We start from the raw sequence: 20979 nt of genomic DNA, 5'->3' as shown, positions 1-20979 counted from the left end.
AAGCTTCAGTCGAGAGTCTCGCGTCGATCATGCTTACGCTTTTTCATCATCCCATGTCTTCGGGTTCGCGCTATGTGCGGCTCATCCTCGGCGAATATGGCGTTGAAGCGGAACTTATCGAGGAACGGCCGTGGTCGCGCCGCAAGGAATTCCTGGCGCTGAACCCGGCGGCAACCCTGCCCGTGCTCCTGGCCGAAAACGACCTTCCGGTCGTGGGCGCAACGGTGATCGCCGAATATCTGGACGAGACGCGCGGCGCATTGAAGCGCAGCCGCCGCCTCCTGCCGGAAAGCCCGATGGAGCGCGCCGAAGTGCGCCGCCTGGTCGACTGGTTCCTGCTGAAATTCGAAAATGAAGTGACGCGCCACATTGCCCGCGAACGTGTATTCAAGTTGCAGATGGCGGCAGAGATGGGCGGCAGCGCGCCGGATTCGACCGCCATCCGCGCCGCCCGGACCAATATCCGCCAGCATATGAAATATATCGACTGGCTGGCCGCGACCCGCGACTGGCTCGGCGGCGCGCATCCAAGCTATGCCGACATGGCGGCGGCAGCTTCCATATCCGTCCTTGATTATCTGGGCGAGATCGAATGGGGCGAAACCAAAGCGGCGCGTGACTGGTATGCACGCATGAAATCGCGCCCGGCTTTCCGCCCGTTGCTTTCCGACCGCGTGCGCGGGCTTGCCCCGGTGGCCCATTATGGCGACCTCGATTTCTGATAGCCGCGAACAGAAACTCAAGCGCTTCCTGATCGAAGAGGCGAAGGCGGCTGGTTTCGACGCGGTTGCCTTCACCGCGCCCGATGCAATTCCGCAAGCGCCCGAACGGCTGCGCCAGTATATTGCCGACGGCCATCACGCCGATATGGACTGGATGGAGGAAACGGAAGCCCGCCGCGCCGATCCGAGCGTATTGTGGCCGGAAGTCCGTTCCATCATGATGCTGGCCATGAATTACGGGCCGGACGCCAATCCGCTCGCCATTCTGGAAAAGCAGGATCGCGCGGCCATATCCGTCTATGCGCAGAACCGCGACTATCATGACATCATCAAGGGCAAGCTGAAGCACATTGCGAGCCGTTTTGCCGCGCGCGCCGGACAGGATGTCAAGGTCTTCGTCGATACCGCGCCCGTCATGGAAAAGCCGCTGGCGCAAGCTGCCGGTCTCGGCTGGCAGGGCAAGCATACCAATCTGGTCAGCCGCGAGCTTGGCTCATGGCTGTTCCTCGGCTCGATCTTCACCACGGCGGAAATTCCGCCCGACGAGCCCGAGCGGGACCATTGCGGCTCCTGCCGCGCCTGTCTCGACGCCTGCCCGACCAAGGCTTTCCCGGCACCCTATCGCATCGATGCGCGACGCTGCATTTCCTATCTCACCATCGAGAACAAGGGACCGATCCCGCAAGAGTTCCGGAAAGCGATGGGCAACCGTATCTATGGCTGCGACGACTGCCTTTCCGTCTGCCCTTGGAACAAGTTCGCGCAGGCGACCAGCGAAATGAAGCTGAAAGCCCGCGAAGACCTGAAGGAACCGCGTCTCCACGATCTGCTGGCGCTGGATGATCCGGCTTTCCGCACGTTCTTTTCCGGCTCCCCGGTGAAACGGATCGGGCGCGATCGCTTCATCCGTAATGTGCTGATCGCTACCGGCAATTCCGGCGATGCGACGCTTCTGCCGGATGTCGAACGATTGCTGGAAGACGAAGCGCCGGTCGTGCGCGGCGCAGCGATATGGGCCTTGAAGCAACTGGCAAGCCCCGACCACGCGGCCAGTGTTCAGAAACGCCTGGCCTCATCGGAAGAGGATGCTACGGTGCAGGCAGAGTGGGATATGGAGGAAGTTTGATGCGCATATTTCTGTTCGGAGCCGGTTATTCCGCCCAGGCCTTTGCACGCAGGGTGACCGGCGAAGCGGAACGCATCGACGGGACCACGCGGCACGAGCAGAAATTCCCCCTCCTCGAACAGGCGGGCATAAAGCCGCTGCTTTTCGACGGCCAAACACCCTCGCCCGAACTTCTGGACAGGCTTGCGCAGTCGACCCATGTGGTCGTTTCGATCTCTCCCGGCGAAAGCGGCGATCCCGCTGTCGCCATCGTCGAGGAGGCGCTTCGCCGTTCCGACAACACCATCCGCTGGATCGGCTATCTGTCGACGGTCGGCGTCTATGGCGACCATCAGGGCGCATGGGTAGACGAAACCACGGCCTGCAAACCTTCCTCGCGCCGCAATCTGGAACGCGTCGAAGCCGAAAAGGCGTGGGGACAATTGAGCGAACGGCACGGAACGCCGCTCGCGATCTTAAGGCTTTCCGGCATCTATGGGCCGGGCCGCAATGCCTTCGTCAATCTGAATCGCGGCACCGCGCGGCGCGTCATCAAGGAAAACCAGATTTTCAACCGCATCCATGTCGATGACATTGCCGGTTCCTTGCGCTTTCTGGCAGGCACCGATACGGGCGGCATCTTCAATATCACCGACAATGAACCGAGCCCCCCGCAGGATGTCGTCACCTACGCCGCCGAACTGATGGGCGTGACGCCACCGCCGGAAGTCGCCTTCGAGGATGCCGATCTGACGCCGATGGCCCGTTCCTTCTATGGCGAGAACAAACGTGTCTCCAACCGGCGCATCAGGGATCTGGGTTACGAATTTGCCTATCCCGACTACCGGACGGCCTTTTCGGCCATGTGGCGCGATGATCGCTGGCGCTGAAGCCGTGCTGCTGCTAAAAGCAAACTCGTAACAGAACCGGGACAACACAGAATGAGCAGCACCGAACTCGCAACCAGATAAGCCGCAACAGCCTTTCCGACCTGTTGCGGCGTCTGCCCCGGACCAATTCCCCTTAAAACGCATCCCGAAGATGCGCGTTTATAAAAGGCAGATAGCCGCCCGATTTTTCTCGAGCGGATGCTTAGTCATGCCTTTTGATAACAAACAAACTCCACAGTGGAGCTATTCCCTGCCTTTCGCGCTCGCGCTGATGGCTCCTTTCGACATTCTCGCCTCGCTGGCCATGGACATCTACCTGCCGGTCGTGCCGTCCATGCCCTCCATCCTGCGAACGACCCCCGCCATGGTGCAGCTGACCCTCAGCCTCTACATGGTGATGCTGGGCGTCGGGCAGTTGCTGTTCGGCCCGTTGTCGGACCGTTTCGGGCGCAGGCCCGTCCTGATCGGCGGCGGGCTGGTTTTCGCCCTTTCGTCTTTCGCCCTGGCGATCACAGACAATGCAGCGGTTTTCGTGGCGCTTCGTTTCGTACAGGCAACGGGCGCATCGGCGGCGCTGGTCGCCACTTTCGCAACGGTCCGCGATGTTTATGCCGCCCGTCCGGAAGGTGCGACGATCTACGGCCTTTTCAGCGCCATGCTTTCCTTCGTCCCAGCGCTCGGGCCGATTGCCGGTGCGCTTGTCGCAAAGGGTTTTGGATGGCGGGCGATCTTCGCCATGCTCGGCCTCCTCGGCCTCGCCGTGACGTTGCGCGCCATGCGCCACTGGCAGGAGACGCGGCCACCCGGCGCTGCTCCAAGTGTCGGAAATCTCCGCCGGATCGTGCGCGACTTCAGCTTCTGGACCTATACGCTCGGCTTCGCGACGGCGATGGGCACGTTCTTCGTGTTCTTTTCCACCGCACCGCGCATTCTGATCGAACGCGGCGGCTTTGGTGAAACCGGCTTCAGCTTCGCCTTTGCAAGCGTTGCCCTCGTCATGATCGCCGCCACCCGCGTCCTGCCCCGCAAGACGCAGAAATGGGGCGCGCGCACCAGCGTGGCGCTGGGCATGGCCACACTTCTTGCCAGCGCCCTGCTTCTGGTCCTCGGCGAAACATTGCTGGCGCCTTCGTTCCTGAGCCTCATCGTCCCCATGTGGCTTGCCGCTGTCGGCATCGTTCTCACCGCATCGATGACGGCAAACGGTGCGCTTGCCGCCTTTGACGACAGCGCGGGCATGGCGGTCGCGGTCTATTTCTGCATCCAGAGCCTGATCGTCAGCCTGGCAGGAACAGCACTGGTAATCTTCCTGCCCGGCGATACCGCATGGCCCTTGATCGCCTTCTGCACGGTGATGCCATTGCTGGTTCTGGCCTTGCTGGCAAGGCTGCGGCAGCACTGACGAAAATGCGGTCGGCAGCACAAACTGCCGACCGCCATTGAAGCCCCGCCGTTGACACAGCATAATGCCCGCAATCCGGCCGCTTTGATTCGCAGCCACAGCCCCGGCAAAACATGGAATTGCCCCATGATCGCAAACAGATTGAAGAAGATCGTTCTCGCAGCTTCGCTTGCCGCAATGATCGCCCCCGACTTCGTGCCCATGGCCGTCGCGGAAGACATGCCCGCCAAACAGGCTTTTGGTGCGCAGGCGCTTCCTGTTCTGGCGCAAGACCCGCAATCCATCGGCTTTTATGCCAAGGGATGCCTCGCCGGAGCCGTGGCTCTGCCGACGGACGGACCGAACTGGCAGGTGATGCGGCTTTCGCGCAATCGTCGGTGGGGCCATCCGCGCATGATCGGCCTTCTGGAAAAACTCTCCCGCGATGCGGCAAAGGACGGCTGGCCCGGCCTGCTCGTCGGCGACATTTCGCAGCCGCGCGGTGGCCCGATGCTGACCGGCCATGCCTCGCATCAGGTCGGCCTCGATGCCGATATCTGGCTGACGCCAATGCCCAAAAAGCGATTTACCGATGCCGAACGTGAAAGCGTTTCCGCCGTTTCGATGCTGAAACCGGATTCGCTCTATGTCGATCCGAAGAAATGGACCCCTGCCCGCACGGCCCTTATCAAACATGCCGCAAGCTACCCGGAAGTCGAGCGCATCTTCGTGCATCCCGGCATCAAGAAGGAGCTTTGCGACACGGTGAAGGGCGACAGGAGCTGGCTCGGCAAGGTTCGCCCTTACTGGGGTCACTTCTACCATTTCCATGTGCGCCTGACCTGCCAGCCCGGTTCGCCCCAGTGCAAGGGACAGCCGAAAGTGGCTGCCGGTGACGGTTGTGACAAGTCGCTCGCCTGGTGGTTTACGGATGAACCGTGGAAGCCGGCAAAGCCATCGACGGAACCGCCGAAAAAGCCGCGCCCGGTGATGGTCTCCGATCTGCCGAAGGCTTGCGCCGCCGTGCTCAACGGTCCATCCCCGAATTCGATCGCCGATGTCACCTACGGCGTGCAGTGAGGCTTTTAGCGCTTTTCAGGTCCTGGGCACTTCGCTATAAGTTTAAAACGATTTAGAATGCCAATGACAAGGTTATCAACTCGTAAGGTTGCTCATTCATGACGGAACGCCTGCGCATCGCATTGATCGCCCACGACCAGAAGAAGGACGACATGGTCGCCTTCGCAAAAGCGCATGAGCAGGCACTGTCCCGCTATGACATCGTGGCGACGGGAACGACCGGCGGCCTCATACTTGATGCCTGCCCTTCCCTCCGCATTCAGCGCGTGAAAAGCGGGCCGCTCGGCGGCGACCAGCAGATCGGCGCCATGATTGCGGAAGGAACGGTGGAAGTGCTCATCTTCTTCATCGACCCGCTGTCTCCGCTTCCGCACGATGTCGATGTGAAGGCGCTGACGCGCCTCGGCAGCGTCTACGACATTCCGATGGCGCTCAATCGCGCAACCGCCGAAAGGCTGATCAAGGCGCTCGACTGAAACAAAAGCACTGATCCGCCGCGGGCGTTTTTCTGCGGACGGATGACATGACCAGGGAGAGGACATGCCCGCGACGATCGCATGTCCCAAAAACGGGAACCGGTTCTGGGACAAAGACATGCATGAAAACAAAGAGATAGAGCGGGCCGAACAGGGTTTCCGGTTTCCGGTACTTGTCGGCGATATCGGCGGCACCAATGCCCGTTTTGCCATCCTGGTGGATTCCAATGCCGAGCCGAAGGAGTTTCCCGTTCTCCAGACGGCGGATTATGCAACCATCGATGAGGCCATACAGGACGCTGTTCTCGATCATATCTCGATCCGTCCGCGTTCCGCCATTCTGGCTGTGGCTGGTCCCGTCGACGGCGACGAGATCGACCTCACCAATTGCGACTGGGTCGTGCGCCCGAAGAAGATGATCGCCGATCTCGGCTTCGAGGATGTGACCGTGCTGAACGATTTCGAGGCGCAGGCGCTGGCCGTCGTGTCTCTGGGCAGCGAACATCTGGAACAGATCGGCGGCAGGCCCGAAGAAGTGATTGCTACCCGCGTCGTGCTCGGGCCGGGCACCGGGCTTGGCGTTGCCGGTCTTGTCCGCACGCGCCACGCATGGGTGCCGGTGCCGGGCGAAGGCGGCCATATCGACATCGGTCCGCGCAGCGAACGCGACTATCAGGTCTTCCCGCATATCGAGCGCATCGAGGGCCGCGTCGCTGGCGAACAGATTCTTTGCGGGCGCGGACTGCGCAATCTCTATCTGGCCATATGCGCCGCTGACGAGGTGACGCCGACGCTGGAAACCCCCGCCGACATCACCTCCGCCGGGCTCGACGGCAGCAATGCGCAGGCGGAAGAAACCCTGCATCTGTTCGTCACCTATCTCGGGCGGCTGGCAGGCGATCTGGCGCTGATTTTCAAGGCGCAAGGCGGCGTCTATCTTTCCGGCGGCATTCCGCAGCGCATCCTTTCCGCGCTCAAGGCGGGTGCTTTCCGCGAGGCGTTCGAGGACAAGGCCCCGCACAAGGCCATCATGCGCGACATTCCTGTCCGCGTGATCACCCATCAGCTTGCAGCCCTTGCCGGGCTTTCCGCCTTCGCACAGGCCCCCGCCCGTTTCGAAGTCTCGACCGAAGGGCGCCGCTGGCGGATCGACTGAGCGACGGGGCAAATATCAGAGTGGTGCCGACGGCTCCATTTTAACCTGAACCGCTCCAGCCGCTAAAGCTTGAGGATGGTCAAGCCGCGCGGATAACGTTATAGAAACGCTGCACCGAAATTGCCGAGAGCTTTTTCAGTGCAGCGTTTCCGTATGGAAGTCGTATTTTCAACGATAGCCGCCGGTCCAGCCGGAGGGCCAAGAGACAAAAAGCGCTTTTGCACGTGAGTCTATTCAAGAAGAAAAACAAGAAGATCGATACGGGCGAAGCCACCCGCGTAATCCGGCGCATGATGTCGGAAAACATCCGCGAATATAAGCAGAACTACATCATAGCCATACTGGCATCGCTCATCGTCGGCGGATCGAACGGCGCGCTCGCCTATCTGATGAAGCCGATGATCGACAAGATTTTCTACGAGCAGAATCTCGGTCTGGTCTGGGTCATCTGCGGCGCATTGCTGGGCATTTTCATCTTGCGCGGCATTTCCGGCTACATACAGGCCGTTGAGCTCGCCAAGATCGGCAACAATCTGGTCGCGCGCTATCAGAAGCGTATTTTCGACCATCTGATGAAGCTCGGTCTCGATTTCTACAATGATACCCGTTCCGGCCATCTGGCGGCACAGATCAACCAGAATGTTTCCGGCATCCGCGATCTCCTCAACATGACGATTTCGTCGATCGCGCGTGACCTTATCTCGCTGATCGGTCTCGTCGCCACCATGTTCTACATGGACCCGATCCTGTCCGTTGCGATCTTCCTGATCGGACCGCCGCTCATTCTGGCCGTAGCCTATATTTCGCGCCGCATTCGCTCCGTCACCCGCGATCTCGTGCATCTCAATTCACATCTGCTGGGTGCGATGCAGGAATCGATTCAAGGCATTGCCATCGTCAAGGCCTTTACGATGGAAGACCAGCTGCGCGCCAAGATCGGCAAGCTGATCGACCAGTCGGAAGGCCGCAGCAACAAGATCGCCAAGGTATCCGAGCGGACGACGCCCATTTCCGAAATGCTGGCCGGTTTTGCCGTGGCGGGCGTGCTGGCCTATAGCGGCTATCGCGCCATTCTCGAACAGCAGCCTCCCGGCGCAACCTTCGCCTTCATCACCGCGATGCTGCTCGCCTATGACCCGGCCCGCCGTCTTGCCCGCCTTCAGGTCGGGCTGGAAAAGGCGCTCGTCAACGCACGCATGATCTATGAGGTGCTGGATATCGAACCGCGCCAGCGCGATGTTGCGGACGCGGTGGAGCTGAAAGCCGGTCCCGGCGAAATCCGCTTCGAGGATATCTATTTCTCCTATAACAAGGCCGCGCCGGTGCTGCACGGCCTCAGCTTCGTCGCCAGGGCGGGCGAAACCACCGCCGTGGTCGGCGCTTCGGGTGCCGGCAAGTCGACGCTCATCAACCTTGTCCAGCGCTTCTACGATCTCGACCGCGGCCAGATCCTGTTCGATGGGCAGGACATTGCGCACGTCAGGAAGCAGTCGCTGCGCCATGCCATCGCCTATGTCTCGCAGCAGCCTTATCTGTTCGAAGGCACCATTGCCGACAACATCCGCTATGGCCGCCCGGACGCGACGGATGAGGAAATCATCGAGGCAGCCAAGCTTGCCCATGCGCATGAATTCATCCTGCAGCAGCCGCAGGGCTACGATACGCCGGTCGGCGAAAACGGCGTGACGCTTTCCGGCGGCCAGCGCCAGCGCGTTTCCATCGCTCGCGCCATCGTTCGCAATGCACCGGTTCTCCTGCTCGACGAGGCGACTTCCGCCCTCGACAATGAATCGGAGAAGCGAGTCCAGCAGGCGCTGGAAGGCATCATGCAGAACCGCACCACGGTCGTGATTGCGCACCGCCTTTCCACCGTGGTGAATGCGGATCGTATCGTGGTGATGGAAGCCGGGCGGGTGGTGGAGGAAGGCCGTCACGACGACCTCATCGCCATCCCGAACGGCGTCTATGCCCGTTTCTATCAGTTGCAGAGCGGCAACGGCGATTTCATCACCGAAAAGACGACAGAAGAACTGCGGACAGGAGAACCACGATGAGCGGAGAAACGCAGAACAGCGAAATGGGTCTGGTCGTCGTCGGCGCGGGCGGACGCATGGGCCAGACCCTGATCCGCACCATCCAGACCATCGAAGGCGCGAAACTGGTCGGCGCCATCGAACGGTCCAGCTCTCCGCTCCTGGGCAGGGATGCGGGCGAAGTCACCGGCATCGGCCCGCTCGGCGTGCGCATCACCGACGATCCCCTGCCGGTCTTTGCCGGGGCGCACGGTGTCCTTGATTTCACAAGCCCGGCGGCAAGCGTCGAATTTGCGGGCCTCGCCGCACAGGCGCGCATCGTGCACGTCATCGGCACGACGGGCTGCTCGGCTGAGGACGAGGACAAGATCCGCGCCGCTGCCCGCCACGCAACCATCGTCAAGTCGGGTAATATGAGCCTCGGCGTCAATCTTCTGTCCGTTCTGGTGCAGAAGGCGGCGCAAGCGCTCGATCCGGCGGATTTCGATATCGAAATCCTTGAAATGCACCACAAGCACAAGGTCGATGCGCCATCCGGCACCGCCCTGCTTCTCGGCGAAGCGGCAGCGAAGGGACGCGACATTGCACTGGCGGAAAACAGCGTTCGCGTGCGCGACGGCTACACCGGACCGCGTGAGACGGGCTCCATCGGCTTCGCCACCTTGCGCGGCGGTTCGGTCATCGGCGAGCACTCGGTCATTCTTGCCGGGCCCGGTGAGCGCATTGTTCTCTCCCACCATGCCGAAGACCGCTCGATCTTTGCGCGCGGTGCGATCAAGGCCGCACTTTGGGCCTATGGCAAAAAGCCCGGCCTCTATTCGATGCTCGATGTTCTCGGGCTGAACGACTGATTTTTCCACCGGAGTACCGATCCTGTTCAGATCGGCGCTCCAGAGTTTTGTTTTATCGCGCATCCTATCCGAAAACCGCCTCACACTTTTCGGGATGCGCTCTCTAACGGAGCGTTGCATATGTCTCGTACTCTCGTCCTGGTCCGCCACGGTCAAAGCGAATGGAACCTCAAGAACCTGTTCACCGGCTGGCGCGATCCGGGCCTGACCGAACAGGGCCATGCCGAAGCCAAGGCCGCTGGCCAGCGCCTGAAGGCCGCCGGTCTCAAGTTCGATATCGCTTACACGTCCGCGCTGTCGCGCGCGCAGGTGACCTGCCAGCACATTCTCGATGAGCTTGGCCAGTCGAACCTCGAAACGATTCGCGACCAGGCATTGAACGAACGCGACTATGGCGACCTGTCCGGCCTCAACAAGGACGATGCCCGCGCCAAATGGGGCGAGGAACAGGTCCATATCTGGCGCCGTTCCTATGACGTTCCGCCTCCGGGCGGCGAAAGCCTGAAGGATACCGGCGCGCGCGTATGGCCCTATTATCTGCACACGGTGCAGCCGCACGTGCTGCGCGGCGAGACGGTTCTGGTCGCCGCACACGGCAATTCGCTGCGGGCGCTCATCATGGCGCTGGACGGCCTGACTCCGGAACAGATTCTCAAGCAGGAACTCAACACCGGCGTTCCGGTCATTTACCGGCTCAATGCTGATTCGACCGTTGCTTCGAAGGAAATTCTCGAAGCCTGATAGCCGTTTGGCTGTGAATTTGTCGGGCGCGCCCGCGCGCCCGACGACCTTTTCAACGCGAAAAAAGCATCGGCTGAAAAAAAGCTGGCTGAATGTCGAAAACGCGATTGACAGAGGCAGGTCGACCCCTTAGATGGGTCCTCGTCGCCCAGATGGCGGAATTGGTAGACGCACCAGCTTCAGGTGCTGGCGCTCGCAAGGGCGTGGAGGTTCGAGTCCTCTTCTGGGCACCATTTCCAAGTCTTCGGACCACTACCAAGGTTCAGAAGCACCCCAAAAAGCCCGCGCAAGCGGGCTTTTTTGTTTCTGGAGCATGGTCCCGCCGTCTCACGCTTTGCGCTCAAGCATGTCGTACTTTATCGTATTCAGGCGACATGCTCTCTTTATTTCAACCGATAATTGGCAGTCGATGCAGTTTTCTCCTTCCGAACGCACCGCTTTCTTTGAATTGCTGAAATGGCGGCGGGATGTACGTCACTTCAGCGACCGACCCGTGGACGATGGAATCATCAAGGCTTTGCAGGAAGCGATGGATTATGCCCCTTCCGTCGGCAATGCCCGCCCCTGGCGGGTGATTTCGGTTGAAACTGCTGGAAAACGCGCGGCGGTTCACGACATTTTTCTGAAGGCCAACCGGTCAGCCGCGCAGATTTATGACGGCGAGCGCGCACGGCACTACCGGGACCTGAAACTGGAAGGCATCAGCGTCGCCCCGGTGCAGCTTGCCATTTTCACCGAAACTGCGCCGACCGAAGGACATGGGCTCGGCAGGCAGTCCATGGCCGTCACCCTCGAGCACAGCACGGCAATGGCGGTCCAGAACCTCAATCTGGCGGCAAGATCGTTCGGGCTTGGCGTCGGCATGGTCTCGATTCTCGATCCGCAGGCCATGGAAAAGCTGTTTCAGGCCCAGCCGGGCTGGCGCTTCAGCCTTTACCTATGCATCGGCTGGCCGTTGGCTGATGACGACACACCCTTGCTGCACAAAAACGGCTGGCAGGAGAACAAGCCGACGGTCTGGCGGCGCGCCTGAGCGCTCTTCAACAGGACGTTGTCAACAGGGCAAGCGCCTCCCGGAATTGTGCCTATTGCGCTGATCTCGCAATTGGCGGCACAATCCCTTTGCTCAGATATAATAACGGGGAGCGAATATGCGCCGAAGAGGCTTGCTGGAATTCGCAGGAAACAGAACGCTCTATGGCCTGTTCCTGCTCTGCGCGATCTGCGCCATCGCGGGCAGCGTGATGAGCTATAATGGCGAGGTTTCAGGCTGGCGCTGGCTGCATTATCTGACCAAGCCAACCGCTACGCTGCTGCTGCTCGCAGCCGTCCTTTGCGCCGGGCGGCCCAAATCGAAATCCTATGGCTTTACCGTGGCCTTCGGTCTGGCTTTCGCGGCACTGGGCGACTTTTTCCTGATGCTGCCCGGCGACTATTTCATGGCGGGCCTGATCTGCTTTCTCATCACCCATTGCGCCTATATCTATGCCCTTTGCCGTCATGCGCGCTTTGCGGCGCACAAAGGCGTTTTCGCCATTTTCGCCATCGCAGCCCTTGCCATCATAGCTGGCCTCTGGCCGTCGCTGCCGACCCCGCTGATAGTTCCGGTCATCATCTATGCCGCGGCCCTTGGCATCATGGCGGCACAGGCGATGAGCCGTGCGCTCGGCACCGAACCTGAAACGCCGCAACGCTACGCCGCGTGGCTTGCCGCAGCGGGCGGTCTTTTCTTCATGGCAAGCGACACGCTGCTTGCCTATGGACGTTTCAGCCTCGACATTCCGCTGAATGGCCTCTGGGTGCTGGCAACCTATTATGCCGCGCAATTCCTCTTTGCCCGCTCGACCGAGGATTTTGTCTATGGCGGCTGAAGAACAGATGTTGCAACTGCCGTTCGAGCGCCTGCGTCACGCCTGGCTTGAGAGCCGTCCCGCCTGCGAGCAGCGTCTGGACGACCTGAAACGCCTGCGGGAGCGGCTTGAAGCAAGGCTGGATGAGATGGCGAAGGCCATCAGCGCGGATTTCGGCAATCGCTCGCTGCATGAAACCCTGCTTGGCGAAGCCAGCGTCGTCTTTGCCGAAATCGACGATGCCCTGCACAACCTCAAGCGCTGGATGAAACCGAAACGCCGCAGGGCCGGTTGGAAAATGTGGCCGGCAAAAGCCGAAATCCGCTATGTTCCCCTCGGCGTGGTGGGGATCATCGCGCCGTGGAACTATCCGGTCAATCTGGCACTGGCACCGCTCGTCGCGGCAATCGCGGCTGGAAACCATGTCTTCCTGAAACCATCCGAACATACGCCGCGCACTGCGCAATTTCTGCAAAGCCTGCTTGGGGAAGTCTTCCCGGAGGACCGCGTTGCCGTTGCGCTTGGCGACGCAGCGCTTGCCGCGCAATTCGCTTCGCTGCCATTCGACCATCTCTTTTTCACCGGATCGACCAGTGTCGGGCGCAAGATCATGGCGGCGGCGGCGCCAAACCTGACGCCCGTGACGCTGGAACTCGGCGGCAAGTCGCCCGCCATCGTCAGCGAAAACGCCAATATCAAACGCGCCGCCCGCGCAATCGCGACGGGCAAGTTCTTCAATGCCGGGCAAACCTGCATCGCGCCCGATTACGTTCTGATCCACCACAGCCAGCGCGATGAATTCGTGAACCTCCTGCGCGCCGAAATGCAGGCGCGCTATGGCGGTTCACCAGCGGAAAAAGACCGCACCACGATCATCAATGACGCGCAGGAAACACGGCTCGCGAAGCTGCTGACCGATGCCGCCAGCAAGAGCGAATCCGTCATTGAGCTTCTCCCCGGTTCCGGTCAACCGCGATTGATGCCGCCCGCCCTCGTGCTGCAACCCGACCCCGACAGCGCCATCATGCAGGAAGAGATTTTCGGCCCGCTTCTGCCGATCATCAGTTACCGACTGCTCGACGATGCGATCGGTTTCGTTCTGAAGCTTGATCGTCCGCTGGCGCTTTACTGTTTCAGCGACAACACCGCAGAAATTGAAATGATGTTGAGCCGCATCGTTGCGGGCGGTGTCTGTGTCAACGATACGCTCTACCATTTCGCCTGTAGCAACCTGCCATTCGGCGGCGTGGGTGCAAGCGGCATGGGCCAGTATCACGGCCATGACGGTTTCCTGACCTTTTCCAAGGCAATGCCGGTCCTGACCAAATATGCCCCAGCGCCGAGCGATCTCATCAAGCCGCCTTATACCGGCCTCACCGACCGCCTGATCCGTTTCATTGCAAGATGAGACCTGGAACCTTGAAGCATATCCCCGAGGGGTGAGTTTGATCAGGCACGAAGCGCTCTAAGAGTGCACTCGCGTCTGGCTCTCGCCGAATTGTGTAGGCAATTGCTATTCAAACGGATGTACAATCCGACTATATAGAAACGGATGCGAGTTTATCTCACTGGCAGAAGTCATTGTCTTTCGGAACCGAATAGCTGACTGGTGAAAAACGGGTGCTGAAAAAGAAAGAACCAAACCGGATATCGAAGACCATTCTGACTGCGATCCGGAACAGGCCGGGCTACAGGCCGCTCAACGCCAACATTACCGGCGGGGATGTCGTCATTGCATCCTATAATGTCCACAAATGCATCGGCATCGACAAGCAGTTCAATCCGCAGCGCACGGCTGAAGTCATCAGCGAAATCGACGCGGACGTGATCGCCTTGCAGGAAGCCGACAGGCGTTTCGGCGAGCGTTCCGGCCTGCTTGATCTGGGCCTGCTCGAACGCCGCCACGGGCTCGTGCCGGTGCCGATAACCGCCACGATGCCCAAGGGTCACGGCTGGCACGGCAACGTGCTTCTGTTCCGCGAAGGCGTGGTGCGCAATGTGCAGCAGCTCAAGCTGCCCGGTGTCGAGCCGCGCGGCGCGCTGGTCGCGGACCTGCAATTCCCGGCGGGGCCATTGCGCGTCATCGCAGCCCATCTTGGCCTCCTGAAGCGCTCCCGCGAGCAGCAGGCCGAAAGCATCCTTACCGTCCTGCAGGAGGCCGACACGCTGCCGACCCTGCTGATCGGCGACCTCAACGAATGGCGCGTCGGCAAGCGTTCCTCGCTCGCGGCCCTCATGCCGACATTCAACCATGTCGCAACGGCAGTACCGAGCTTTCCCTCGCGGTTCCCGGTTTTTGCGCTGGATCGCGTGCTTGGCGCACCCCACAATCTTGTCACATCGGTTGAAGTGCACAACACGCCGCTGGCGCGGCTGGCATCCGATCACCTGCCGGTCAAGGCACATCTCGACCTCAAATCGGCAACGAGCCTGCTCGAGGAACTCAGCCCGGAAATATTTAACAGCCGAACCGGATGATATTCACAGGTAAGGCGAACCCAGCCAGATAATCCGGTCCAGAAGGCGCTCCAGGAAAGGCCGGCTCTTGAGACGCGCAAGGTTGACCTCGCGGCTGTCCTCTATCACCTTGCCGATGCGCTCCTCCACCTGACGCGCCACATCGCGGTCGAGGATTTCCAGATCGACTTCGAAATTCAGCCGCAGCGAACGCGGATCGATATTGGACGATCCGACATAGGACCATGCGCCGTCGATGGTCATCAGCTTGGAGTGATTGAAGGCACCGCCCGCCCGCCAGATGCGGCAGCCGTCCTTCAGCAACTGGTCGAACTGGGCGCGCATGGCGCGGTCGACGAGCTTCAGATTATTGACGCCCGGCACGACGATATCCACCGACACGCCGCGCCGCGCAGCCGTCACCAGCGCGCTGATCAATTCGCGGTCCGGCAAGAGATAGGGCGTCATGATGAGAATATGCTGCTCGGCAATCGAGAAGGCGCCCATCATCATGCGCTGGTTGGTTTCCACGTTCTTGTCCGGCCCGGATCCGACGACGCGCACCAGCGTTCCGGTGCCCGGCGGGTTTTCCGGCGGTGCGATCTTCCATGCTTCCCCGGTGAGAAGCTCGCCGGTCGCAAAGCGCCAGTCTTCCGATGCGATATGAAAGAGATCGGCAATCGCCGGACCTTCCAGCTTGAAATGCGTATCGAAGGCAACCGCGTCGCCGGCTATCCTTCGCACGAAGCCCGCACGAATATTCATACCGCCGGTGAAGGCGATCTTGCCGTCGACGATGAGGATTTTACGGTGGGTGCGCAGATTGGCGTAAGGCAGGCGCAGCCCGATGATGATATTGCCGTTGAACACATCGACCGCGACGCCCTTGTCTTTCAGGAGCTTCACGATGCTCGGAAAGGAATAGCGCGCACCGACCGCATCGACGAGCACGCGCACTTCCACGCCGCGCCGGACCGCATCGCCCAGGGCATCGGCAAATACTTCCCCAATCCCATCCCGGTCGAAAATATAGGTTTCCAGCATGATGCTGCGCTCGGCGCGGCCTATGGCGTCGAGCATGGCGGCATAGGCTTCGTCGCCCGTCTCCAGCATGTCGATATTGTTGCCGCTCGTGAAGTCATAGAGGCTCACCGCATCGCCCAGTATCTTCATCGCTCCGAACTGACGCCCGAAGGCTGCGCGCACGAGGTCATTCGTCGTATCGAAGTGCGACAGGTGATAAAGCGCAATCTTGCCCCGGTTGGCGCGCTGGTGGCTGAGGGTCGAACGGCGGATGCGGTTCACACCCGCAATGGCATAGACCACCGCTCCCACGATCGGCGAAAGCACGATCACGCCTACCCAGCCGATGGCGGTGCGCACTTCTTCCTTCGTCATGGTCGCGTGAATGGCGGCGATCGCTCCGAGAACAACCGACAGGACAAACAGGATATGCGGCCAGTAGTGGGAAACGAGATCGAACATCGGCAGACTTTAAGCGGAAAACGACTGTAATAGCAAAGGGATATAATGCTGCGCCCCCCAAACGAACAGGGGCTGCGACAACGATCCGCCAAACCTGCGCATGACTTGGAGGCGCCTTAGCACCGGACCACAGAAAACTGCGCCTTGCAGTCCCGCATCACGAAGAACGCGGCGGTTGTGATAAGCTGGTCAAATTCAATACATGCTCTATACTGGTCATGAGGCTTGACAATTTGAGGGACGTCTCATGGCAACAGCTCATAATGATATCGACCGCCCGACCTTTCCGGCAGAACTTTCCAGCAAGTGGGGCTGGTTTCTCGCCCTTGGGGTGGCGCTGCTGATCCTCGGAGGCATCGCCTTCGGCAATCTGGTTCTCGCCACCGTGGTCTCGGTCTACTATGTCGGCCTGATGATGCTCATCGGCGGCGCCATGGAAATCGTTCATGCATTCGGCGTCAAAACCTGGGGCAGCTTCTTCTTCTGGCTCCTGAGCGGCCTGCTTTATACGGCGGCGGGCATCGTCGCCTTCATCAATCCGGTGCTGGCGGCCGGCGTGCTGACCTTCCTTCTGGCGGCGGCACTTCTCGGTTCCGGCGCATTCCGCATCTGGCTCGGCTTCAAATCAAAACCATCGGCTGGCTGGGGGTGGATCGTTGCGGGCGGTGTCGTCACCTTGCTGCTTGGCCTCATCATCGCCATCAAATGGCCGGTCAACAGCCTGTTCGTCCTTGGCCTTTTCCTGGCGATAGACCTGATCTTCCAGGGCTGGTCCTTCATCGCCTTCGCCCTCGGCATCAAGAGCCGCTAAAAGCGCCGCGCACCATCGGCAAAGCGGCGCAGACTGCGCCGCTTTCATCCGCCACGAGACTTGTAACATGGCGCTTGTTGAGATTCTGGCCAACTCCTGCTAGATGCTGGCCAACATCTTCGCGGCGCGCCTTCACGCGCAGCCCAACATTTCGCCATCACGAGTTTCTTCATGCCCGCTGACCATCCCGTTTCCAAGCGCCGCACATTCGCGATCATCGCGCACCCGGACGCCGGTAAGACCACGCTGACCGAAAAGCTGCTGCTGTTCGGCGGCGCCATCCAGCTTGCCGGTGAGGTGAAGGCCAAGAAGGACCGCATCCAGACCCGCTCCGACTGGATGAACATCGAGCGCGACCGCGGCATTTCCGTTGTCACCTCCGTGATGACCTTCGAATACAAGGATTGCATCTTCAACCTGCTCGACACGCCGGGCCACGAAGATTTTGCCGATGACACTTATCGCACGCTGACCGCGGTCGATTCCGCCGTCATGGTCATCGACGCCGCCAAGGGTATCGAACCGCGCACGCTCAAGCTTTTCGAAGTCTGCCGCATGCGCGACATTCCCATCGTCACCTTCGTCAACAAGATGGACCGCGAGGCGCGAGACCCACTGGAAATCCTCGATGAGATCGAGGAGAAGCTGGCGCTCGACACGGCCCCGATCACCTGGCCCATCGGTTCGGGAAAAAGCTTTGCAGGCACCTTCGACCTGCACAGCGATACGCTGCGCCGCCAGGACAATGAAGAACAGCCGACCAAGGTCAGCGGACCGGAAGAAGCCGCAAGGCTTCTGCCGGAAAACGAGCGTGAAGCGTGGCTGGAAGGTGTCGAACTGGCGCGTGGCGTCTGCCGCCCGTTCGACCTCGCCGCCTTCCGCGAAGGCCACATGACCCCGGTCTATTTCGGCTCGGCGCTGAAGAACTACGGCGTGCGCGACCTGATCGAAGCCTTCTGCGATTTCGGCCCTTCCCCGCGCGACCAGCAGGCCGATGCCCGCATGGTGGCGGCGACCGAAGACAGGATGACCGGCTTCGTGTTCAAGATTCAGGCCAATATGGACCCGAACCATCGCGACCGCATCGCCTTCCTGCGCGTGTGCTCGGGCAAGCTGTCGCGCGGCATGAAGGCAAAGCTGGTGCGCACCGGCAAACCGATGAGCCTTTCCGCACCGCAGTTCTTCTTTGCCCGTTCGCGCCAGATTGCCGACGAAGCCTTTGCGGGCGACGTGGTCGGCATCCCCAACCACGGCACGCTGCGCATCGGCGATACGCTGACCGAGGGCGAGGATATCCTGTTCCGCGGAGTGCCGAACTTCGCGCCGGAAATCCTGCGCCGCGTTCGCCTCGATGATGCAATGAAGGCCAAGAAGCTGCGCGAAGCGCTGCAGCAGATGGCGGAAGAAGGCGTCGTGCAGCTCTTCCTGCCCGATGACGGTTCGCCGGCTATCGTCGGCGTTGTCGGTGCGCTGCAGATCGACGTCCTGACCGAACGCCTCAAGGTCGAATATTCGCTGCCGGTCGGCTTTGAAATGTCGCGCTTTTCGGTCTGCCGGTGGATTTCCGCCGACGATCCGGCTGAAGTCGACCGCTTCATTGCCGCCCATCGCGCCGATATCGCACACGATCTTGACCGTGACCCGGTATTTCTGGCCCAGAACGGCTTCTCGCTCAACTACGAGGCCGAGCGCTGGAAAGACATCCGCTTTGCCACCGTCAAGGATTATCAGGTCCGCGGCAAGGCCTGATCCTTTGGAGAGAAAATGAACGATCCGGTTCTGGCTGCGCTTGATCTGCCTCAGGCGCTGCGGCAGGAATTGCGGGATTATCGCAGTCGGCAGGACGAGCTTGGCCGCTCAACGGCCAATGTGCATCTGCTCGACCATCCCGAACGAGAACCTCTGGTTCTGAAAGTGGAGCCGCAAAGCCCGGTCGGCGAACTTGCCGATGAAGCAGCACGGCTTCGCTGGCTCAGACAGCAAAACCTTGCCTGCCCAGAAGTCCTCGCTTTCGAAATCGCGCCGGAACACAGCTTTTTGCTGATGACGCGCCTGCCGGGTCAGGATCTGGCCTCGGCAGTCGGCACGCTCGCGCCGGAGCGTATTGTCGATATTCTGGCGACCGCCCTGAAATCGATGCATGCCATCGACCCGGCTTCCTGTCCGTTCGATCACCGGCTGGAGTTCCGCATCGAAGACGCCCGCAAGCGTGTCGAAGCGGGCGCGGTCGATGAAGAGGATTTCGACGAGGAACGTGAAGGGCGGACACCGCAGGGAGTTTTCGAAGAACTGCTTCGCCTGAAGCCCCAAAGCGAAGATATTGTAGTCACCCATGGCGACGCCTGCCTGCCGAATTTCATGGCCGACAAGGATGCCTTCACCGGTTTCATCGATTGCGGCAGGCTCGGCCTCGCCGATCGCCATCAGGATTTGGCGCTCGCCTGCTGGAGCATCCGTTACAATCTGGGCGAAGAATGGGTAACGCCGTTTCTGGCCACCTATGGCGGGCCGGCAATCGAAGAAGCAAAGATCAGCTATTATCGCCTGCTGGACGAGTTCTTTTGAAATCCGGTTCAGCTCGATTGAAACTCCGCATATCGTCACCGAATTGCAGATGGCGCAGTTTTTCGGGATTGCGAACGAGATAGATCGCGTGAACCTGCCCCTCGGCAATCTCCAGTGCGGCGACCTGCGGCAATCCATCCGCTTCCATGCTGATATGCCCCGGCAGACCGTCGAACACGGCGAACTGCCGGATGGCGGGAGGCACACCATCGGCCTTGCGGGAGATCCCCTCGTAGAAGCGCATGATCTTCGCTCGCCCATAGATGGGATTGAGCGCCGCGTTGCGAACACCGCCGCCATCGGAATACATGATGGCATCTTCCGCCAGAAGGCCCTGCAATGCACTGAGATCGCCACTGCGTGAGGCTTGAAAGAAGGCTTCCGCAATGGTGCGTCCGCGGTCTTCCGGCAGGGTGAATCGCGGCTTTTCCTGGCGCACATGCATCCGTGCCCGGCTTGCAAGCTGTCGGCAGGCCGCCGCGTCACGGTCGAGCACTCGCGCGACTTCCCCAAAGTCCATGCCGAAAACATCGTGCAGCAGAAAGGCCGCCCGCTCCAGCGGCGACAGCCGGTCAAGCGCCAGCATGAGCGTCAGCGTGATATCGTCGCTCCGGTCTTCCTCTTCCTCGACCAGAGGTTCGGGAAGCCATAAACCGGGATAGGTCTCACGGCGCACGCGCGCGGATTTCAGATAATCGAGCGCGAGCCGGCTTACGACCCGCACCAGCCAGCCCTCCGGTTCCCGGACGGCTTCCTGGGCTGCCGTATTCCACCGCAACCAGGCTTCCTGCGCAATGTCCTCGGCTTCCGCATGAGAGCCTATCATGCGGTAAGCGATGCGAACGAGCCGGGGCCTCAGGGCCTCGAACGCGTCCGCATCGAAGCTGTTGCCCGTTTCAGCCTGCTGGCGCATCGGTCGTGACCGGATGCACGGTGCGGAACCCGACCGCTACACGGTTCCAGAGGTTGATCATATTGATGGCCATGCTGAGCTTCACGATCTCCTCATCGGTGAAATGCGCTTTCAACGCTTCGTAATCCTCGTCCGGCGCGCGGGTCTGCGCAATCAGCGTCAAGGCTTCGGTCCAGGCCAACGCAGCGCGTTCACGCGGCGTGAACAACGGCGATTCGCGCCACGCGGCCACGAGGTAGAGGCGTTCTTCAGTCTCTCCCGCCTTGCGGGCATCGCGCGTGTGCATGTGAATACAATAAGCACAGCCATTGATTTGCGATGCGCGAATACGCACGAGCTCATAAAGACTATATTCCAGCCCGGCCTCCGACACGGCCTTTTCCGCCTCGACCATAGCCTGCATGATCTTCGGTGCCAGCTTGTACGGAACGAGTCTTGCTTCCATGATATGTCTCCTTGGGGC

At 60.6% G+C, this 20979-nt stretch carries 20 protein-coding genes and 1 tRNA gene; 18 read left to right on the top strand and 3 right to left on the bottom strand.

What is annotated here, in order from left to right; all coding sequences use genetic code 11:
* Window positions 1-29 precede the first annotated feature (29 nt).
* The 15 genes from ACOWVS_RS19835 to ACOWVS_RS19765 all read left to right on the top strand — a co-directional run bounded on the left by ACOWVS_RS19835 (window position 30) and on the right by ACOWVS_RS19765 (window position 14763).
* Entirely contained in the window at window positions 30-722 is a 693-nt protein-coding gene (locus ACOWVS_RS19835) for a glutathione S-transferase family protein (RefSeq protein ID WP_006467595.1), read from the top strand.
* Window positions 703-1848, top strand: coding sequence for a tRNA epoxyqueuosine(34) reductase QueG (gene queG / locus ACOWVS_RS19830; protein ID WP_063881541.1), 1146 nt, complete (start codon window positions 703-705; stop codon window positions 1846-1848). The genes ACOWVS_RS19835 and queG overlap by 20 nt, the downstream gene beginning before the upstream one ends.
* On the top strand, window positions 1848-2717 hold the full coding sequence (locus ACOWVS_RS19825) for an SDR family oxidoreductase (RefSeq protein WP_075042321.1): 870 nt from the start codon (window positions 1848-1850) through the stop codon (window positions 2715-2717). Before queG ends, ACOWVS_RS19825 begins: the two co-directional genes overlap by 1 nt.
* 208 nt (window positions 2718-2925) lie before the next feature.
* A complete protein-coding gene (cml, locus tag ACOWVS_RS19820) occupies window positions 2926-4119 on the top strand; it encodes a CmlA/FloR family chloramphenicol efflux MFS transporter (protein WP_063881543.1) in 1194 nt (397 codons plus the stop codon).
* Window positions 4120-4245: 126 nt separating this feature from the next.
* The gene (mepA, locus tag ACOWVS_RS19815) at window positions 4246-5178 is read left to right on the top strand and encodes a penicillin-insensitive murein endopeptidase (RefSeq protein WP_031346857.1); all 933 of its coding nucleotides are present in this window, start codon (window positions 4246-4248) and stop codon (window positions 5176-5178) included.
* Between the two features lie 98 nt (window positions 5179-5276).
* Window positions 5277-5654 carry a methylglyoxal synthase gene (locus tag ACOWVS_RS19810; protein WP_021587119.1) on the top strand — a complete coding sequence of 126 codons (378 nt, stop codon included), beginning with the start codon at window positions 5277-5279 and terminating at the stop codon, window positions 5652-5654.
* A 118-nt stretch (window positions 5655-5772) separates the two neighbouring features.
* On the top strand, window positions 5773-6810 hold the full coding sequence (locus ACOWVS_RS19805) for a glucokinase (RefSeq protein WP_063881578.1): 1038 nt from the start codon (window positions 5773-5775) through the stop codon (window positions 6808-6810).
* Between the two features lie 224 nt (window positions 6811-7034).
* Entirely contained in the window at window positions 7035-8864 is a 1830-nt protein-coding gene (locus tag ACOWVS_RS19800; protein WP_075042322.1) for an ABC transporter ATP-binding protein, read from the top strand.
* Window positions 8861-9694 carry a 4-hydroxy-tetrahydrodipicolinate reductase gene (gene dapB / locus ACOWVS_RS19795; protein WP_021587122.1) on the top strand — a complete coding sequence of 278 codons (834 nt, stop codon included), beginning with the start codon at window positions 8861-8863 and terminating at the stop codon, window positions 9692-9694. The genes ACOWVS_RS19800 and dapB overlap by 4 nt, the downstream gene beginning before the upstream one ends.
* 120 nt (window positions 9695-9814) lie before the next feature.
* Window positions 9815-10435: a 2,3-bisphosphoglycerate-dependent phosphoglycerate mutase gene (locus ACOWVS_RS19790; RefSeq protein ID WP_006472278.1), complete on the top strand. Its 621-nt coding sequence runs from the start codon at window positions 9815-9817 to the stop codon at window positions 10433-10435.
* Window positions 10436-10581: 146 nt separating this feature from the next.
* Window positions 10582-10668: transfer RNA gene (locus ACOWVS_RS19785), tRNA-Leu, on the top strand.
* Window positions 10669-10844: 176 nt separating this feature from the next.
* Window positions 10845-11468 carry a 5,6-dimethylbenzimidazole synthase gene (gene bluB, locus ACOWVS_RS19780; protein WP_075042323.1) on the top strand — a complete coding sequence of 208 codons (624 nt, stop codon included), beginning with the start codon at window positions 10845-10847 and terminating at the stop codon, window positions 11466-11468.
* Between the two features lie 118 nt (window positions 11469-11586).
* Window positions 11587-12306 (top strand): lysoplasmalogenase, encoded by a 720-nt coding sequence (locus ACOWVS_RS19775; protein WP_075042324.1) that lies wholly within the window; start codon window positions 11587-11589, stop codon window positions 12304-12306.
* Entirely contained in the window at window positions 12296-13693 is a 1398-nt protein-coding gene (locus tag ACOWVS_RS19770; RefSeq protein WP_075042325.1) for a coniferyl aldehyde dehydrogenase, read from the top strand. Before ACOWVS_RS19775 ends, ACOWVS_RS19770 begins: the two co-directional genes overlap by 11 nt.
* A 212-nt stretch (window positions 13694-13905) precedes the next feature.
* Window positions 13906-14763, top strand: coding sequence for an endonuclease/exonuclease/phosphatase family protein (locus ACOWVS_RS19765; protein ID WP_021587126.1), 858 nt, complete (start codon window positions 13906-13908; stop codon window positions 14761-14763).
* A gap of 3 nt (window positions 14764-14766) precedes the next feature.
* Here the strand turns inward: ACOWVS_RS19765 and cls are convergent, their stop codons facing one another.
* Window positions 14767-16227 carry a cardiolipin synthase gene (gene cls, locus ACOWVS_RS19760; protein WP_006467607.1) on the bottom strand — a complete coding sequence of 487 codons (1461 nt, stop codon included), beginning with the start codon at window positions 16225-16227 and terminating at the stop codon, window positions 14767-14769.
* A gap of 247 nt (window positions 16228-16474) precedes the next feature.
* Between cls and ACOWVS_RS19755 the strand changes: the two genes are divergently transcribed.
* The 3 genes from ACOWVS_RS19755 (at window position 16475) to aph(3')-IId (ending at window position 19603) form a co-directional block, all read left to right on the top strand.
* A complete protein-coding gene (locus ACOWVS_RS19755) occupies window positions 16475-17038 on the top strand; it encodes an HdeD family acid-resistance protein (protein ID WP_075042326.1) in 564 nt (187 codons plus the stop codon).
* 171 nt (window positions 17039-17209) lie between these two features.
* Window positions 17210-18787, top strand: a complete 1578-nt coding sequence (locus ACOWVS_RS19750; RefSeq protein WP_021587129.1) for a peptide chain release factor 3 — start codon at window positions 17210-17212, stop codon at window positions 18785-18787.
* A gap of 15 nt (window positions 18788-18802) precedes the next feature.
* On the top strand, window positions 18803-19603 hold the full coding sequence (aph(3')-IId, locus tag ACOWVS_RS19745) for an aminoglycoside O-phosphotransferase APH(3')-IId (RefSeq protein WP_063881549.1): 801 nt from the start codon (window positions 18803-18805) through the stop codon (window positions 19601-19603).
* Here the strand turns inward: aph(3')-IId and ACOWVS_RS19740 are convergent.
* Together ACOWVS_RS19740 and ACOWVS_RS19735 are read right to left on the bottom strand one after the other, a co-directional pair.
* Window positions 19569-20516, bottom strand: a complete 948-nt coding sequence (locus ACOWVS_RS19740) for a sigma-70 family RNA polymerase sigma factor (protein WP_063881550.1) — start codon at window positions 20514-20516, stop codon at window positions 19569-19571. The two genes, aph(3')-IId and ACOWVS_RS19740, sit on opposite strands and share 35 nt — an antisense overlap.
* Complete coding sequence (locus ACOWVS_RS19735; RefSeq protein ID WP_063881551.1) at window positions 20500-20961, bottom strand: carboxymuconolactone decarboxylase family protein; 462 nt, start codon at window positions 20959-20961, stop codon at window positions 20500-20502. The genes ACOWVS_RS19740 and ACOWVS_RS19735 overlap by 17 nt, the downstream gene beginning before the upstream one ends.
* Between the last annotated feature and the right edge of the window lie 18 nt (window positions 20962-20979).

Source organism: Brucella sp. IR068, from assembly GCF_049065885.1.
GTDB lineage: Bacteria > Pseudomonadota > Alphaproteobacteria > Rhizobiales > Rhizobiaceae > Brucella > Brucella intermedia.
The sequence above is the reverse complement of the archived record's forward strand: the minus strand, read 5'-3'. Positions and strand labels throughout refer to the sequence as shown.